A 16,880-nucleotide genomic window follows, 5' to 3' on the forward strand; every position below is an offset into this window, starting at 1 on the left:
ATTGAATGAACTCTGCGATCACGGAGAGCATGGAAGAAGGTTTGCAATTGTGGAGGGAGAAGTGCGTAAGATTGCCGAATATGCCCCGAAAGTTACGTTAGCTGGTTGTTGTTACTGATACGTTTCCTGATATGATAAACAACGAGCAGGATTAACGGGAAAGCGATGGCATGGGTGAGATCCCAATCTACCCAGTAGGCTGGGATCTCCTTGACGTAAAAAATAATATTTTTTGCAATCAGATGCGACAGTCCGTAAATCAGAAATGCCACTGGAAAGATCAATGGCCGATAGGATTTTAGCTTTAGTAGCTGAGCTGTCCCCAAAACAAATGCGTAAAAGAAAAGCGCTGTTTTGAAATAGGTGCTAATGATCCACGTGGTGGCCATTAAAGCCTCAATCCGCTGCAAAAAATTAGCAATGTTGATTCTCTGGGCAAGAATATAGGCAGCGTAAAATTCGTGTTCTGAGAAATATGCCCCGAGTACTGTTAGGGAGAGAAACAAAATGAGGTTGAGTCCAACAGCCCCGATCAACAAAGAAATGAATATATTGCGGCTCGTATTGCTTTGTTTTTGGACATAGGGATACACCATGAAGAACACGCACATTTCTCCAAAGGGATAAAATACACCGAACATAATGGTGTGCAGCATGTCAGGAAATGATGTATTCAAAATAGGATGGATACGCTCTATCTGGACATCGGGGAACAGGAGAACGATTAGGCAGATCAGAAAAAACGCAAAGAAAGGAAAAAAAATCTGGGCTGCTCTGCCCAGCGTTTCAAGACCCAGCCGCAAGCCATACACCAACAGAAAAATCGCCATGAAGCGAATGACCCCGCCGGGTGTCCCTTCGTAAATCTGTGTGCACATGAAATCTTCGATTTCTCTGATATAGGTGGAGGCTGCAATCAGGAAAAAGAATAAATAACTCAACGCTACAGCTCCACCCACCCATTTTCCTAATACTTGTAATGAAAGCTCAATAATCGTTTTAGTTGGATCAATATTTGATGTAGATATCATCAGCTTTACGCATGCAAGTCCTAGCGGAATACTAATCAAGGCGGCAATCCACGCATCCTCGTGGGCTCCGGTTGCCATTGCTGCAGGATACACAAGTGCCATTTCACCGATTAGCGAGAAAAGTCCAAGTAACATCATTTGAGCCGTACTGATCCGGTCTTTTTCAAGATTCATGAGATTCCTCCAAATCTGCTGCAAACTGCCCCTCAAGTTTTCTTTTGTCATTCCCTTTAGTATGTGATTTTATAACATAATTATTAATTGATAGTCGAAAAGGAATGGTAAGGGGATAATTATCAACTTCTTCTGTCATACTATTTTTAGTTTGCTCACGGAATGCGGAGGTTGTGACATGAAGGATACAATTACTGGCACATTATCACACCACTTGGAGGACAATTTGGTGCAGTTGGTTCAACTGCTCGGGACAAGCACCGATTTGATCACTAAAAAGCTGGAATTGGATGAATCTACGCATATCGCTTTGCTTTATATTGATGGTCTTGTGGATACACAGGTTCTGCATAACTCCATATTATTTTCGCTTCAGGAACGCTGTACCCCTGATCAAATGAGAGATCTTGATGCCAATCAGAAGATTGAGCTTTTGCGAAAACGTATGCTGATTGCGGGGGATCTATCCGTCACGCATGACCTTGGGCAATTTGTTCATGAGCTGTTATCCGGTAATATCATGGTGCTGGTTGACGGAACATCCAGCGCCCTACGGATCGGACTGCCTGGATGGGAGGACCGCAATGTAGGCGAACCAAGCTCACAATCAGTTGTACGTGGGCCGATGGAAGGGTTCACGGAAAATATGCGGACAAACACGGCGCTGATCCGGAGGAAAATTAAAGATAGCCAGTTATGGCTAGAAACCTTCCAAATTGGTAAGGTGACTCAAACCAGTGTATCCATTATGTATCTCGCCAACATCGCAAATCCTGACCTGGTGCAGGAGGTGAAGCGTAGATTGGCCAAAATAGATACCGACAGTATCCTGGAGAGCGGATATATTGAGGAGTTTATTCAAGATACGGCTGCTACGCCGTTCCCCACGATCTATAACAGCGACCGGCCGGATACCATCGCAGCGGGAATCCTAGAAGGCAAAGTGGCGATTCTTGTGGATGGAACACCATTTGTCCTGTTGGTGCCTACCTTTTTTGTCGCCTTTTTTCAATCTGCCGAAGATTATTATCAGCGGGCCGATATTGCCACCTTGCTGCGGTTTATCCGTTTTCTTTCCTTTTTCATTACGTTGCTTGCCCCTTCTTTTTATGTGGCGGTTACGACTTATCATCAGGAGATGATCCCTACCAATCTGGTTATCAGCCTTGCCGCACAGAGAGAAAACGTTCCTTTTCCCGCATTTGTGGAGGCGATGCTCATGGAATTAACGTATGAGATTCTGCGGGAAGCGGGAGTGAGGATTCCGAAAAATATAGGGCAGGCGATATCTATTGTTGGAACACTTGTTATAGGTCAGGCGGCGGTTGCAGCGGGTTTTATTTCATCAGCAATGGTTATCATTGTATCCATTACGGCCATATCCAGTTTTGTGATACCAGAGACGGGCATGTCGATCGCTGCAAGAATCATTCGCTTTGTTCTTATCGGACTAGCTGGCTTTATTGGACTATACGGAATACTATTCGGTATCTTTTTAATCGTGCTGCATTTGGCGGGTCTGCGTTCTTTTGGCATGCCCTATATGAGTCCGATCGGTCCATACCGTTCAAATGATCTGAAGGATTCCATCTTCCGCTTTACCTGGACGCGTTTAAAGACAAGGCCGGCAGAAAGTATGATTCAAAATCTTGACCGTCAAAGCACAACCAAGCAAAAGGAGTCGGCAGATGAGCCCAAAAAACCGTAAAACTGTTTCGCGACTGCTGCTTACCCTTTTGGTCCCTATGCTTCTCAGCGGGTGCTGGGAAAGACAGGAGTTAAATGAAATGGCCTTTGTGCTGGGAATGGGGCTAGATAAGGCTGAATCTGGCTATAAGGTTACACTGCAGGTAGTTATTCCTTCAGCAATTGCCTCGCAGGCGGCAGGAGGGACGGGAGGGCCCGGGGTGCCGGTGATTGTATCTACCTTCACGGTCCCCACGATTTATGAAGCCCAGCGCAAGTACAGTCTCGAGAGTGCGAGAGCTGGCTACTATGGACATATCCGTATACTGGTGATCGGAGAGGAGCTTGCCCGGGCCGGAATTGGCGAGGCACTTGATATGCTGAAGCGGAGCCGAGAGCCGCGTAATGATTTCTATGCCATGGTCGCCAAAGACACCACTGCCGAAGATGTTCTGAAGGTCCTTACCCCGCTTGAGAGATTGCCGGCAAGTAAATTATATAATTCCCTGGACAAATCTTATAAGACATCGGGCAAAACAGTCGCTGTTTCTTTGAACCAATTTATTGAAGATTTGTTGTACGAGGGGAAGAATCCGGTGCTAACCGGAGTGAAGATGTCCGGCAGTGTTAGTGAAGGCGAAAAGAAGAGCAATGTGGAAAATAGCTCGCCCACAGCCAAATTACAGTACAGTAATATAGCCGTATTTCGGAAGGATAAGATGATCGGGTGGTTAAGCGATAACGAGACGATTGGCTACAACTATATCACCAATAACGTTGTCAAAAGCTCAGGTCCTGTAATAGGAGACGACGGACGGCCCATCGTCATTGAAGCACTTCATACAGACACCAAACGTAAAGTCAAGATGATTGACGGTGAACCACATATTTACATCCATGTAAAGGCCTTGTGTAATGTTGAAGAGGTAATGAGCAAAGATAATCTGGAAGCAGAGCGCGTGATTACAGGGCTGGAAAGGAAATCGGAAGAACGAATTATCTTGCGGATGAAAACTGCAGTTAAGCAAATTAATGAGCGCTATAATGTGGATATTATGGGCTTTGGACAGTTGATCTACCGTGCCAACCCCCAAGCTTGGGCTAGGCTACAACAGAAAAAAGGGGACAATTACCTGAAATCGCTACCTATCCATTACAAAGCCAGCGTGTCGATTAACCGAATTGGCATTACAGACAAATCTTTTATTGAAGATATCAAGGAGTGAGCGAAATGGTGTTACTGCTATTTCTGGCAACAGCGGCGGTTTGTGTGGTCATCGATGTGCCTTTGCTGACACGAGGAAGCAGGCGCCGTGACCTTCTGGTCTGGGGGTTGTTCTGGATCATGGGCATTGGTGTGGTGGTCTGCTCCTTGTACAAAATCAATGTGCCGAGCCCATTGCTTCTGATCATGATGATCTATAAACCGGTTAACAATCTGTTTACATCCTGGTTTTATTAGTTGTAAGGAAATTCACTTTTTGTACCTCGAAAAGCGCTCCGTTCCTAATAGTTTGATCTTGTTGATATCATGGGTCACAGTTGAGTGGCGGGAGATGGTTGCTTGAACAGCGAAATGCTGCTATCAGAAATGCTTTTAAAAATAGTAGTAGTATCTTTGATTTTAATGGTATAAGTGAATGTTGGTAAAAGCAGCAGCAGTCTAAGACTTTATTTTTCAAGTCCTAGTGAGCTGCTGCTTTACTTTTAGAAGCAGTCTCTTACATATCCCCGATAAGCGAGAAAAGCCCAAGTAATATCATTTGAGCCGTACTGATCCGGTCCTTTTCAAGATTCATGAGATTTCTCCATTGCAAACTGCTCCTCAAGTTTTCTTTTGTCATTTCCATTGGACTTTTGTGTAGAAAAATTGGTAAAAATGCAAGCTGGTTACGGAGGTTTTTTTGTATTCCATATTTTCTCTAATTGACTTTGTAACCCGACATTATTATTATCTTATACTATAAGATTAATTATCTCATACTATAAGGTATTAGCGAGAAGGTGTTGTGACCATTGGATTATAAAGCATTAGCGAAAGAACTATTCGAGTATATCGTCAAATCGCGGAAACCAGCATTAGAGGAACGAGGGCACTTTTCACGTGGCGAAATGGGGATTCTCATTTGTCTGAATTTCAATAAGGACGGGGTTACCTCTGGTCACTTGAGCGAATACTTGTCCGTTAGTACGGGACGGGTGGCAACGGCACTGAAGAGCCTGGAGAAGAAAGGACTAGTTGTACGGCGTACTGATGTCAACGACAAACGTAAAGTGATTGTATTCATTACGGATTCAGGTAAGCAATTTATGATTGATAGGTATAATGAAGGAATCGCATGGACCGAGAATGTTCTTCGAAAATTAGACGAAGAAGATGCCAAAGAACTGATCCGACTCATTAAGCTTATTGTCTCTAGAAGCTGAATTTCTATGCAGAGCAGGATGCACTATACTTCACCAAACATCAAAGACTATCAGATAAAAGGAGAGCAACAGAATGCTAAAGATATTCAAATATCTCAAGAAAAATGAATGGATGCTTGTGCTTTGCAGCCTAGCCTTCATCGTTGTGCAGGTATGGCTTGATCTGAAGCTACCTGATTATATGGCGGAAATTACGACCAAGCTGCAAACGGAAGGAACGCCTGTGTCAGAACTGCTGATTCCCGGCAGTTACATGTTGTTTTGTGCCGTCGGCAGTATGATTGCATCTATTATTGTGGGATATTTCGCGGCAAAGGTGGCTGCAGGGCTGGCTATGCGTCTGCGTGCGATGGTCTTTGACAAGACCTTATCCTTTTCAATGGAAGAGATGAACAACTTTTCGACGGCAAGCCTCATTACCCGCTCCACGAACGATGTTACGCAGATTCAAACGGTGGTTGCGCTGGGGCTGCAGGTGATCATCAAGGCACCGATTCTGGCCGTGTGGGCCATTGTGAAGATTGCGGATAAAAACTGGCAGTGGACCGCCTCCACAGGAGCGGCCGTGGCTGCTCTGATCCTGATGCTAAGTGTCATTGTTGTTTTCGCTCTTCCAAGTTTCCAGAAAATCCAGCGTCTCACTGATAATCTGAACAGGGTAACACGTGAGCATCTGATCGGACTTCGGGTAGTACGCGCTTATAATGCAGATCAGTATCAGCAGGAGAAGTTCGAGCAGGCTAACGTCGAGTTGACGAATACAAACCTGTTTGCGAACCGTTTAATGACGATGATTGGCCCAGGTATGACCTTTATTATGTCAGGTCTGAGTGTCTCTATCTATTGGATCGGCGCTTACCTGATTAACGGGGCGGCCGTACCAGACCGCATCACGCTGTTCTCCAATATGGTCGTATTCTCCTCTTATGCAATGCAGGTGGTTATGGCCTTTATGATGGTAAGTATGATATTCATCCTGATGCCTCGCGCCTCGATCTCTGCCAAACGGATCATGGAGGTTTTGAATACCGAATCCAGCATCATTAACGGGCATGAGACGACTGGAGAAGAGAGCGTTATGGGGCAAGTGGAATTCCGTAATGTCAGCTTCAAATATCCGGACGCGGAGGAGGCCGTGCTTCGCAACATCAGCTTCACGGCGAAACGAGGCGAGACGGTTGCCTTTATTGGCGCTACAGGCAGCGGCAAAACCAGCGTGATCAATCTGATTCCCCGTTTCTATGATGTGACCGAGGGAGAGGTGCTTGTGGACGGTGTGAATGTCAGGAACTATAATCAGCAGGCACTCCATAACAAAATCGGGTATGTTCCCCAGAGAGCTGTACTGTTCAACGGTACGGTGGTATCCAACGTTTCGTACGGTGATAACGGAAGAGCAGGAGCTTCGGAGAAACTTGTCAAAGAAGCCGTTGGTATTGCTCAAGGAACGGAGTTTGTCGAAAAAATGGATGGTCAATATCAGGGTAGAATTTCGCAAGGTGGGGCGAACGTGTCCGGTGGTCAAAAGCAGCGGCTGTCCATTGCGCGTGCCATCTACCGTCAGCCGGAAATTTATATTTTCGATGATTCCTTCTCGGCATTAGACTACAGAACAGACCGGATTCTGCGCTCCGCTCTCAAAAAAGAAACCGGCCACGCTACGACACTTATCGTTGGTCAGCGCATAGGTACGATCAAAGACGCTGATCGGATTATCGTGCTGGACCAGGGAGAGATTGTAGGGAGCGGCACGCATGAAGAGCTGATGACGAACTGCAGCACCTATCAGGAGATCGCATATTCGCAGCTTTCGAAGGAGGAACTCATACATGGATAAGAATGAACACACCGTCGATAGCCAGCAAATGAAAATGAATCAGGGAGGTCCCATGGGTAAAGGCCCTGCGGGGGGCAAGGGTGCTGGTGAAAAAGCAAATAATTTTAAAAAGACCATCAGACAGCTTGTATCCTACAGCAAGGACTATGTGCCTATGATTGTACTAGCTATGGTACTGGCCCTGGTCGGCTCCACCCTCAACGTGATTGGTCCGGATAAGCTCAGTGATATTGCCAACCTGATTCAGGAAGGAATCGTAACCGGGATTGATGTAAGTGCTGTTCAGAAGATTGTTCTTGTATTGGCGCTTTTATATGGATTTGGTCTTATCTTTAACTATTTCCAGGGCTTCATTACAGCAACCGTCTCACAGCGTCTTACAAAGAAGATGCGGACAGAGCTGTCTCGAAAAATCGATCATATGCCTTTGAAGTATTTTGACTCTACGAGTTACGGCAATGTGCTTAGCCGCGTAACCAACGATGTCGATACCATCGGACAAACGTTAAACAACAGTCTCGGCACACTTGTCAGTGCGCTGGCTACCTTCGTGGGCGCCTTGATTATGATGCTTTATACGAACTGGATCATGACCGTTACCGGAATTGTAGCTACGCTGATCGGCTTTTGCCTGATGAGCGTGATTATGAAGCATTCACAGAAATACTTTGTAGCACAGCAAGCGGAGCTTGGCCAGATCAACGGTCATATTGAAGAAACCTATGCTGGTCATAACGTGGTCAAGGTATATAACGGGGAACAAGCAGCCAAGGAAGTGTTTCATGGCATTAACAGCCGCCTATATACAAATGCATGGAAGTCCCAGTTCATGTCTGGTCTGATGATGCCAGTCATGATGTTCATTGGGAATTTTGGTTATGTCGCGGTCTGTGTTGTGGGAGCTTTGCTGGTCAACCAACAGACTATAAGCATTGGAACTATTGTCGCCTTCATGGTGTATATTCGACTGTTTACACAGCCCTTGTCGCAGCTGGCACAGGCCGCAACCAATCTGCAATCGGCCGCCGCCGCCAGTGAACGTGTATTCGAATTTCTGGGTGAAGAAGAATTGGCAGATGAGCGTCACAAGACCACAAAGCTGGACACCGCCAAAGGGGAAGTCGAATTCAAACATGTCCGTTTCGGCTATAATGCAGACCGTATGATTATCAAGGACTTCTCCATGAAAGCTGAAGCTGGCCAGAAAATTGCCATTGTCGGTCCGACAGGCGCCGGTAAGACCACGCTCGTGAATTTACTCATGAGGTTTTATGAGCTGAACGATGGAGAAATCTACATTGACGGAACGCCGATTAGCCAATTAACGCGTGAGAATATTCATGAATTATTCTGTATGGTGCTTCAGGATACCTGGCTGTTCGAAGGAACGATTCGTGACAATATCGTCTTTTCCAAAGATCATGTTACCGATGAGCAGGTGGAAGCTGCATGTAAAGCGGTGGGGCTGCACAGCTTCATTAAAACACTGCCGCAGGGCTATGATACAGTGCTGGACGACAAAGCTAATCTCTCTGCCGGTCAAAAGCAATTGATTACCATTGCAAGAGCGATGATTGAAGATTCACCCATGCTCATTCTGGATGAGGCTACAAGCTCGGTTGATACGCGTACAGAATTGCTGATTCAACAAGCGATGGACCAGCTGACTGTGGGGAAAACCTCCTTTGTGATTGCTCACCGACTTTCGACGATCAAGAATGCGGATCTGATTCTGGTCATGAAGGATGGTGACATTATCGAAATGGGTAACCATGAGGAATTGCTGGCTAAAGGCGGCTTCTATGCCGATCTATACAACAGTCAGTTTGAACATGCATCCTAAAAGTAACTGCTTGAAAGCATAACAGGTATCCATATAGTTCCAACCGCATTGACATCAGCATGTGGACATTATAAGTTATGAAAGCCAGAATTTCTTAATCATAATTGTGGAGGCAAATCAATGAACCAGCGTTTTCGAATCACCCGTTCCATGCAGGAAAGTCCTGTGGAGCAATCCATTTCCCTGGAGGAGTGCAAAGATTACTTTGCATCCCAGCCAGACTTTTCGTATTCACGAGTGCTAATCATACAAGGTGCTGAGAGCACCATGTCGATCGAGGGAGATTTTTTCATGTGGAAGTATGCTGACGTAGAAATACCTTTTCGCCATTACATGGGGGATGTGTATGTGGCTATTTCCGATGAGGCTGTCGTGCCTAAGATGATTGAAATTGCAACAGATTTGCAAGCAGATGTGGTGGATGGGTGAAGAACTATTCACTATTTTTATTCTGCTGAAGGTTATTGACTTCGTAGTGTATCTTTACAGCAATGGACAGTGCTGATTTCTGAATGCTGACATCGAGTTACATAGATGTCAGCATTTTTGTTAACCACGCAAATGCAGTGGACATAGTAAAGCTACAAAATGATAGACTTCACCCGCTGATCGCCTCTTATTGGCAGATGTGAGGAAAACGGAGGACCTGATATGTAAATATACTGGGAAGAACAATCCATTACCACAAAATACATAATCATTGGCTCGATGCTAAGAGACTTAACAGCTGGATCAACGAAAGGGGGAACGTATGCTATGTTAGAGATGTTTCGTTGTTTCTCATTACGGCTGTCTGGGTGTGAACTGGGTTATATTTAAAATTTTTACCAAAGTGACTTTGGAAGCAAAATTTGGTTCGAATGGAATTATGATGGTAAAGAATATAAAGGTATTGGAAATGGCTTCGATACCACGATATTCTCTGATGAATATAGCAAGTATGGTGATTTTACAGGTAGTTTTGTTGGCTTGACCTGTGCCGATCGTGTTAAACCATCAACCATATGCTGATTTTTATTTTTTTGAATATATTGTTGATGAAATGAATGAATAAATAAGTATTATTAGTTACCAAATGGTTACTATAGAACATTAAGGTGCCTACTTCACAAAAAACACGAGCGAACTTATTATGAATTTGAAAACCTAAGTTAAATTAATATCGTAACTTTGAAGTCTTTAGTTATCAATTATGATATTGATGTGTGAGGGAGATTTACTGATCAAGCAGGAACCTTTTACTTCAATGGTGATGGGCACGAAACGAAAAGGATAAAAAATTTTGAAAGGAATTTGAGAATGACAATTGAAGCGAATAAACAACAGATGCACCGGTTTACAGAGTTCATAAATACGGCTAGCGTAAAGCTAGCAGAAGAACTTATTGCCCCAGATGCGATTTTCTATGTCCCAGCACGGGAAGATGCGATGAAGGGACCGGATGGATATCTTGCAATTATCCAAATGATGCGAACCGGCTTCCCTGATATCCAATGGACACTGAAGGAGATGATTGCTGAAGGCGATAAGGTAGCTGCGCGATTCATTATGCGAGGTACGCACCAAGGCAGTTTCTTCGGATTTCCTCCAACCGGGAAAACCATCGAGGTTCAAGCGATGAATTTTTATCGATTCTCTGGTGGACAAATTGTAGAAGAATATGGTCAACCCGATATGCTTGGATTACTTCAACAAATTGGCGCTGTTCCAAGTTCGTAGAGGTTCATTTCAATACGACATCTGATGGTGTTCTTTTTTCGATGGATATGTAGCTAAGTAGGACAAATGTTCGTCTAAAATGGAAGCTACATAGGAAGCTTTCCATTTTAGACGAATAAAAGACATACACTGTTTGTGCTGTGAACATTCGTACTTTGTTATGAAATATAAATAAAATAATGCCTGAGCCTTTGAATGAGCTATACGCATCAAGACATCAATTCATTCGAGGCTCTCTCTTAAAATCTCTAATCCTCTTCTTAATTCCTCTAAAGAACTAGTGGATGAAAGCGCTACTCTTAGATAATTTTCTTCTGCATTCCCACCGCTCAGAAATCGATTGGTATGAAATACACGAACCCCTTTTTCCAGAAAAAAACCTTCAGAATAAGCTTCGTGCATAACTTTTGGTAAAGGTAGCCATCGATAAAAACTCAGTGGATGTCCCCCGTGGAGAGTATTTGGGAAGAATTCAGCAAATAACTGATTGGCTGTCTCGGCCAATTGTTTTTTCTTCGTAACAATCATATTTGCTTTTCCTGACAGAATCAGCTCAGTTACGATCTCTGCGTCCAAAGAGGATGTTTTGACGTTGACGTTGTATATAGCCTTCATCATTGTGTCTTTGAATGCTTCGTTAAACACGATATAGGCCACTCGAAGACCTGAGCAGATGGATTTGGCGGTGCTACAAATATAAACCGTTTGTTCAGGGAGCAGATGATACATTGGCTGACCATAATGATCTATAATGTCCGCTGACAAAAAGGCATGAATGTCGTCCTCAATTAGGATCAAATGATGTTTTTGAATGATCTGAGCTAATTCTTTTTTTCGTTTTTCCGGAATTATAATGGTCGTGGGATTAGCGCAGGAAGGCATTAAAAACACACCATGTAAATTCGATTGAGAACATTGGTCTTCCAGAGCTTCAGGTAACATACCATACTCATCCCCTGAAATGGGAACTAGTTTGATACGAAACATTTTGGAGACTTCAATAAAATTGGCATACGTATACTGGTCAACCGCAATTCGGTCCCCGGGTTCAAACAGTGCTAAGAGTGTAATAGCTAATGCATTTTGGGCTCCTGAAACGATCGCCATATGTTCAGTATCGGCCTGGATGCCAAAAGCCTTCATCCAATTTAAAAATCTAGGAATTACTACAATTACTGATCTACAAAAACATGTAAGTAAGCTTCGATTTGCCTCACAAGGAGAAGTTGACCAACGTGCAGACGGAATTCCAGCTCTAGAGAAAGTGTATGGTAAGTTCAATTGGAAGTCATCTAAAGTATATGATAACAGCTTGAAATATGAAGTGCTTAAAAACAATGAAGCGGATGTTGCCCCAGCTTACACAACAGAAGGGCAACTAGTTAATAAAGATCAGTTCACACTGTTGGAAGATGACAAACAAGTATGGCCTCCGTATAACTTGGCTCCTGTTGTTCGTGATAATGTGCTGGATACAAATCCAGAGATAGCTGAGGTTATTAATAAGGTGAGTGCGGCGCTGGATACGGAAACGGTAACCGCCTTGAATGCAAAAGTGGACGTGGATAAAAAAGAATATGAAGATGTGGCAAAAGAATTTTATGACTCAATTAAATGAGTGTGGGGGATAACATGAGTCTTATTGCAATTGAATTCCAAAATGTGTGCAAAACATACGCAAACTCCAATGACTTAGCTGTTGATCATGTCAATCTGTCTATTAGGGAAGGCGAATTTATAACCATACTGGGTTCGTCCGGATCAGGAAAAACCACACTATTGAAAATGGTAAATCGTTTAATTGAACCTACCCAAGGGAAGATAAAACTATTTGGTGATGACATTGCTGAAATTGATCCTGTAGCGCTACGGAGAAGGATTGGCTATGTTATTCAGCAAGTGGGTTTGTTTCCTCATATGACCATTGGACAAAATATTGCTACTGTGCCCCGGCTTTTGAAATGGGAAAAAACGAAGGTGGATGAAATGGTGCACAAATTGTTACTTTTGGTTGGGTTAGATCCAGTAAACTACCTAAATCGTTACCCTTCTCAACTATCGGGAGGTCAGCAACAGAGAATTGGACTAGCCAGGGCCTTAGCAACAAATCCTAATACAATGTTATTGGATGAACCTTTTGGAGCCATAGACGCCATGACTCGTCTAAATTTGCAGGATGAACTTCTGCGGATTCATGGGGGAGTTAAGAAAACCTTCCTATTCGTAACGCATGATATCAATGAAGCATTTAAGCTGGGAACCAGGGTAATAATCATGAATCAAGGTAAAGCCTGTCAGTTTGATACGCCAAGAGAAATTGTTGCTCATCCCGCAGATGAATTTGTCGCATCGCTTATTCAATCTTCAAGAGAGCAAGAACGTTTCTGGGAGGGGTTAAAGTGATCGAATATGCCATTAAGCATCCGGATAAGTTAGGAATTGCATTACTGGAGCATGTGGAGATGCTAATTGTGATCATGCTGATCTCCATTGTCGTCACAGTACTCTTAACAATTTTAGCCCTGACTTCAAAAACGATATCCAGGTTACTCATTTATATCTTTTCGATTCTTTATTCAATTCCCAGCTTGGCCCTTTTCGCAATCATGATCCCCGTGACAGGTTTGGGTAAAACGACAGCGATCACCGTGCTCATAGCATATAACCAATATATCCTACTACGTCAGTTTATTGCAGGTTTGAATCATGTTGAACAGTCTATTATTGAGGCAGCCACTGGGCTTGGTATGAGCCGTATTCAGGTATTGCTTCATGTTCGTGTGCCTTTGGCCATCAAAGCTCTTTTTACAGGATTAAGGCTAGCATCCGTATCTACGGTTGGAATGGCGACTATAGCAGCATTTATAAATGCAGGCGGGTTAGGCTCGATATTAAATGATGGCTTACGAACCATGAATATAGATAAGATTCTGTGGGGAAGTGTATTGTCAGCGTGTCTCGCTATTGGAACGAATGCATTATTCATTCAGTTTGAAAAACGAATCTACATTAGATCGGGGAGATCACTTTTATGAAGGCTGTTGTACTGGAAGGGGCCTGTAAACCTGAAGAACTAAAGATAAAAGAAGTTCCAATCCCCAAAGTTAAACCAGATTGGGTACTTGTTAAGATCAAAGCTTTTGGAATAAACCGCTCTGAAATGTTTACAAGACAGGGACATTCCCCATCCGTCAAATTCCCACGGATTATTGGTATTGAATGCATAGGGCAGATCGAAGATCCATCTGACAGCACATTTCAAAAAGGGGAGCGTGTTGCTTCATTAATGGGGGGATTAGGCCGAGAATTTGATGGAAGTTATGCTGAATATGTTTTGATTCCTTCAAAACAGGTTTATTCCATTCCAATTGAAATGAAATGGACTGAGCTCGCTGCAATTCCAGAAATGTATTATACGGCGTATGCGTCCTTATTCGAATGTCTCCAATTAACTGATAACGAAGTGCTTCTCATTCGCGGTGGGACGAGTTCTGTTGGTCTGGCTGCCCTTCAGCTAGCAAAAAGTACAGGCGCCACAGTCATATCAACCACTCGGAACAGCGGAAAGCTAGCATATCTTCAGCAGGCTGGAGCAGACTTTGCTTTACTCGATGATGAGTTTTTTACAAAAGAAGTTTATAAAATCGCTCCAAATGGCGTAGACAAGGTCCTGGAGTTGGTCGGCACCGTCACAATAAAGGAATCATTGCAACTGGTTTCAGAGCAAGGGACCTTATGCATGTCAGGGATACTGGGAAATGAATGGACACTTGATTCCTTTGAACCGTTAATTGATATACCGACAGGTGTTTATTTTACGGCATTTACAAGTGAAGTTATCAAAGAAAACGTACTAATCGACCTGTTCAATCATATTAAAGAACATGGAATTGTTCCGCCGATTGCTAAAGTTTTCAAGCTAGAAGAAATCCGGGAAGCTCATCTTTTAATGGAGAGTAATGATGCGAATGGTAAGATCGTAATTTTGAACGATTAGTTCAGAAGATTAAGATTTCAAGGGTAGTGACACATCGTTGTTGATGTTCTCTAGAACGTGATGCAAGCCTAAATGTGCAAGATATTAATAAAATTAAATTCAAAAATCTTATATTTGAAAAAATATTCAAGCGATATCAGTGAAAGAGGCCTTACACCATAATTTATAGAGGTGTAAGGCTTTTTCTATAAGGGATTACCAAACTTTAATATAATTTTTACCTTTTTTCAAAAGTGTAATCGGCCCTATTGGAGACTTTTCTACTCTCTGCATATCCAACAAATCAGTATCCAGAATCACTTCACTACCATCGGGGCGCTCAAATTCAGCGTCAACGATACGTACCCGTGCTAGTGTTGCTGTTGAATGTACTTCACCGAGAAAAACATCAAAATTTTCCGGTAATTCACAGGAAAGATAAACTTCTTCTCCCTTATCAACTATTTTGAAGTTTGGATGAAAGCTTTTGTCAACTATCTTATCTTTTTCTCTTTCAAACGGTTCTGCTCCGGCCAAATACGCATTGTTATTAATATAAACAGGTTGTTCCACCAAGTTAAATATTTCAGCGTCTCCGGGATTTTTGTGTACGTTTTCAATATACTCTTCTAAAGAAGCCGTGTGGTTTTTATAATGGGACGTTCCGACACCTTCTAATCCATCAGCTCCAATGAAAATATTATTATAAAAACGGTCATCACCGCCGTAAATAAAAGAAAAACCTGCGATTTTGGTGCTGTGGGGGAGGTGATACTGTGTAGAACGTGTCATTTCTTTCCAATGATTCATCTTTCCGCAGATTAGGTTGTTTATGTAAGCTCCACCCTGTGACACATTGTCCAGAGAATATTCAGAAGCCATTATATTGTGATCAACGATATATGGCCCATGGCTTACTTCAACAAACAAATCGCGATTATTGCTATAAAATAAATTCTTACTAATCCTTGTTCCCTGTGTCTGCCAATCTGACCATAATCCTAAAGAGCAGTCATGGATACGGTTATGGTGAATCTGGACATCTATGGCTGCATGGAGCTTGATTCCTGCAATTTCGTGACCGTAGAATTCACGTTTCAGAGCAATATTATATATATGGTTGTGATGAATTTCACTAAATACACCGCCTAAGTGACCCACAATTCCATTTTGACCGCAATCATAAATCGTATTATTACGGATAATATGGGAGCCGATTTTTTCCTTGCACCAGCCATTACGTTCAGCAGAAAAGACAGATTCAAGCTGGTACTGGTATCCGGGTTTGTCTTTCCGGACGGAGCGATAATTATGCCCGGTGGAGGCTTCTTTACCAATACTGATGGCACTGCATTTTGCATCGTGAAGGATATTGTTTTCAATAATCCAACCCTTGCTCCAATTGGCGCCAAGCAGTCCAGGCTGATCCGCTGTCGGAGGTGCCCATGGTGTTGCGGCCTGTGCCATTTCAAAGCCTCTTACTGTAATATAATCAATCCCTGTCTCTTGGGGATAGAAACAAGATCTGCGAACGTTAACCTCAACAAATTCTTTGTTCGGATCAGCGCCTTGGAAATTTGCATATATGGTTGTATTATCAGCATTCACTTCTGCAAACCAGACATATTTTGTCTGTTCCTGATTATGAACAGGAACCATTTTTCTTGTCCAGTGGTCCAATACTTCTGTTGTAACCTTCGGATCGATCAGTTGTTCAAAGCGGCTAACTTCATAAAAAGACATACCGTTTAAATAAACGTCTCCTAAATGCTTGGTTTCCTCAATTGTTACGAGCCAATCTCCGGACACTTCAAGAGCATATGGGTTATAGTTACCAAAAAACTCATTCGGCAATATAACCTTCCAGACATTCCCTTCTGCATGCTGCCAACTTTGAATATGCTCTGAGCCTTTAATGATTACTTTTTCACCTTTTGCAGCTTGATAAGTAATTCTTCTCTTGGTGCTTAATCCTTTAAATTTTGGTTTTACCCATTCACGATATACCCCTTCATGGACAATAACCGTGTCTCCTGCCACAGCAGCAGAAGCTGCTTTATTGATTGTCAGAAATGGATCTTCCTGACTCCCCTGGCCGTGATCTGAACCAGTTTTTGCTACGTGATACTCCATAGTCTTATATCCTCCTTTAAATTCAATTTATTTTATTATAGGAAATAATATTTG

Annotated in this window: 15 protein-coding genes and 1 pseudogene; 13 read left to right on the forward strand and 3 right to left on the reverse strand. The window is 43.0% G+C overall.

What is annotated here, in order from left to right:
* Nucleotides 1–92: 92 nt before the first annotated feature.
* On the reverse strand, nt 93–1,205 hold the full coding sequence (locus tag KAI36_RS12545) for a GerAB/ArcD/ProY family transporter (protein WP_220027912.1): 1,113 nt from the start codon (nt 1,203–1,205) through the stop codon (nt 93–95).
* Nucleotides 1,206–1,383: 178 nt separating this feature from the next.
* Here KAI36_RS12545 and KAI36_RS12550 point away from each other — a divergent pair, with 178 nt between their 5' ends.
* The 9 genes from KAI36_RS12550 to KAI36_RS12590 all read left to right on the forward strand — a co-directional run bounded on the left by KAI36_RS12550 (nt 1,384) and on the right by KAI36_RS12590 (nt 10,717).
* Complete coding sequence (locus KAI36_RS12550) at nt 1,384–2,913, forward strand: spore germination protein (RefSeq protein WP_220027913.1); 1,530 nt, start codon at nt 1,384–1,386, stop codon at nt 2,911–2,913.
* Nucleotides 2,894–4,117 carry a Ger(x)C family spore germination protein gene (locus KAI36_RS12555; RefSeq protein WP_220027914.1) on the forward strand — a complete coding sequence of 408 codons (1,224 nt, stop codon included), beginning with the start codon at nt 2,894–2,896 and terminating at the stop codon, nt 4,115–4,117. Before KAI36_RS12550 ends, KAI36_RS12555 begins: the two co-directional genes overlap by 20 nt.
* A 5-nt stretch (nt 4,118–4,122) precedes the next feature.
* On the forward strand, nt 4,123–4,353 hold the full coding sequence (locus KAI36_RS12560; protein WP_104496413.1) for a hypothetical protein: 231 nt from the start codon (nt 4,123–4,125) through the stop codon (nt 4,351–4,353).
* A gap of 554 nt (nt 4,354–4,907) precedes the next feature.
* Nucleotides 4,908–5,318 (forward strand): MarR family winged helix-turn-helix transcriptional regulator, encoded by a 411-nt coding sequence (locus KAI36_RS12565; protein ID WP_160790024.1) that lies wholly within the window; start codon nt 4,908–4,910, stop codon nt 5,316–5,318.
* A 73-nt stretch (nt 5,319–5,391) separates the two neighbouring features.
* Entirely contained in the window at nt 5,392–7,155 is a 1,764-nt protein-coding gene (locus KAI36_RS12570; protein WP_220027915.1) for an ABC transporter ATP-binding protein, read from the forward strand.
* Nucleotides 7,148–8,998 (forward strand): ABC transporter ATP-binding protein, encoded by a 1,851-nt coding sequence (locus KAI36_RS12575; protein ID WP_220027916.1) that lies wholly within the window; start codon nt 7,148–7,150, stop codon nt 8,996–8,998. Before KAI36_RS12570 ends, KAI36_RS12575 begins: the two co-directional genes overlap by 8 nt.
* 120 nt (nt 8,999–9,118) lie before the next feature.
* Nucleotides 9,119–9,427, forward strand: coding sequence for a hypothetical protein (locus KAI36_RS12580; protein WP_025723019.1), 309 nt, complete (start codon nt 9,119–9,121; stop codon nt 9,425–9,427).
* Nucleotides 9,428–9,913: 486 nt separating this feature from the next.
* On the forward strand, nt 9,914–10,009 hold the full coding sequence (locus tag KAI36_RS12585; protein ID WP_481856522.1) for a hypothetical protein: 96 nt from the start codon (nt 9,914–9,916) through the stop codon (nt 10,007–10,009).
* Between the two features lie 288 nt (nt 10,010–10,297).
* The gene (locus tag KAI36_RS12590) at nt 10,298–10,717 is read left to right on the forward strand and encodes an ester cyclase (protein WP_220028114.1); all 420 of its coding nucleotides are present in this window, start codon (nt 10,298–10,300) and stop codon (nt 10,715–10,717) included.
* 222 nt (nt 10,718–10,939) lie between these two features.
* On the opposite strand, the pseudogene KAI36_RS12595 reads toward KAI36_RS12590, so the two are convergent.
* Nucleotides 10,940–11,869 (reverse strand): annotated as a pseudogene (locus KAI36_RS12595) (aminotransferase-like domain-containing protein); the annotation flags it as partial.
* Here KAI36_RS12595 and KAI36_RS12600 point away from each other — a divergent pair.
* The 4 genes from KAI36_RS12600 to KAI36_RS12615 are packed head-to-tail and all read left to right on the forward strand — an operon-like array spanning nt 11,844 to nt 14,714.
* The gene (locus KAI36_RS12600; protein ID WP_220027917.1) at nt 11,844–12,335 is read left to right on the forward strand and encodes a glycine betaine ABC transporter substrate-binding protein; all 492 of its coding nucleotides are present in this window, start codon (nt 11,844–11,846) and stop codon (nt 12,333–12,335) included. The pseudogene KAI36_RS12595 and the gene KAI36_RS12600 overlap by 26 nt on opposite strands.
* Nucleotides 12,332–13,120, forward strand: a complete 789-nt coding sequence (locus KAI36_RS12605; protein ID WP_258382292.1) for an ABC transporter ATP-binding protein — start codon at nt 12,332–12,334, stop codon at nt 13,118–13,120. Before KAI36_RS12600 ends, KAI36_RS12605 begins: the two co-directional genes overlap by 4 nt.
* Entirely contained in the window at nt 13,117–13,752 is a 636-nt protein-coding gene (locus tag KAI36_RS12610; protein ID WP_220027918.1) for an ABC transporter permease, read from the forward strand. Before KAI36_RS12605 ends, KAI36_RS12610 begins: the two co-directional genes overlap by 4 nt.
* Entirely contained in the window at nt 13,749–14,714 is a 966-nt protein-coding gene (locus KAI36_RS12615; protein WP_220027919.1) for a zinc-binding alcohol dehydrogenase family protein, read from the forward strand. Before KAI36_RS12610 ends, KAI36_RS12615 begins: the two co-directional genes overlap by 4 nt.
* A gap of 195 nt (nt 14,715–14,909) precedes the next feature.
* On the opposite strand, the gene KAI36_RS12620 is transcribed toward KAI36_RS12615, so the two are convergent.
* Nucleotides 14,910–16,826 carry a right-handed parallel beta-helix repeat-containing protein gene (locus KAI36_RS12620; RefSeq protein ID WP_220027920.1) on the reverse strand — a complete coding sequence of 639 codons (1,917 nt, stop codon included), beginning with the start codon at nt 16,824–16,826 and terminating at the stop codon, nt 14,910–14,912.
* Between the last annotated feature and the right edge of the window lie 54 nt (nt 16,827–16,880).

Origin of the sequence: Paenibacillus sp. S02, from assembly GCF_019454065.1 — a bacterium.
GTDB classification, from domain to species: Bacteria; Bacillota; Bacilli; order Paenibacillales; family Paenibacillaceae; genus Paenibacillus; species Paenibacillus polymyxa_B.

What these genes read in the sequence shown, in the direction of transcription:
- KAI36_RS12545 (WP_220027912.1), bottom strand. Translation starts at nt 1,205, where the DNA reads ATGAATCTTGAAAAAGACCGGATCAGTACGGCTCAAATGATGTTACTT.
- KAI36_RS12550 (WP_220027913.1), top strand. Translation starts at nt 1,384, where the DNA reads ATGAAGGATACAATTACTGGCACATTATCACACCACTTGGAGGACAAT.
- KAI36_RS12555 (WP_220027914.1), top strand. Translation starts at nt 2,894, where the DNA reads ATGAGCCCAAAAAACCGTAAAACTGTTTCGCGACTGCTGCTTACCCTT.
- KAI36_RS12560 (WP_104496413.1), top strand. Translation starts at nt 4,123, where the DNA reads ATGGTGTTACTGCTATTTCTGGCAACAGCGGCGGTTTGTGTGGTCATC.
- KAI36_RS12570 (WP_220027915.1), top strand. Translation starts at nt 5,392, where the DNA reads ATGCTAAAGATATTCAAATATCTCAAGAAAAATGAATGGATGCTTGTG.
- KAI36_RS12575 (WP_220027916.1), top strand. Translation starts at nt 7,148, where the DNA reads ATGGATAAGAATGAACACACCGTCGATAGCCAGCAAATGAAAATGAAT.
- KAI36_RS12580 (WP_025723019.1), top strand. Translation starts at nt 9,119, where the DNA reads ATGAACCAGCGTTTTCGAATCACCCGTTCCATGCAGGAAAGTCCTGTG.
- KAI36_RS12590 (WP_220028114.1), top strand. Translation starts at nt 10,298, where the DNA reads ATGACAATTGAAGCGAATAAACAACAGATGCACCGGTTTACAGAGTTC.
- KAI36_RS12600 (WP_220027917.1), top strand. Translation starts at nt 11,844, where the DNA reads ATGCCAAAAGCCTTCATCCAATTTAAAAATCTAGGAATTACTACAATT.
- KAI36_RS12605 (WP_258382292.1), top strand. Translation starts at nt 12,332, where the DNA reads ATGAGTGTGGGGGATAACATGAGTCTTATTGCAATTGAATTCCAAAAT.
- KAI36_RS12615 (WP_220027919.1), top strand. Translation starts at nt 13,749, where the DNA reads ATGAAGGCTGTTGTACTGGAAGGGGCCTGTAAACCTGAAGAACTAAAG.
- KAI36_RS12620 (WP_220027920.1), bottom strand. Translation starts at nt 16,826, where the DNA reads ATGGAGTATCACGTAGCAAAAACTGGTTCAGATCACGGCCAGGGGAGT.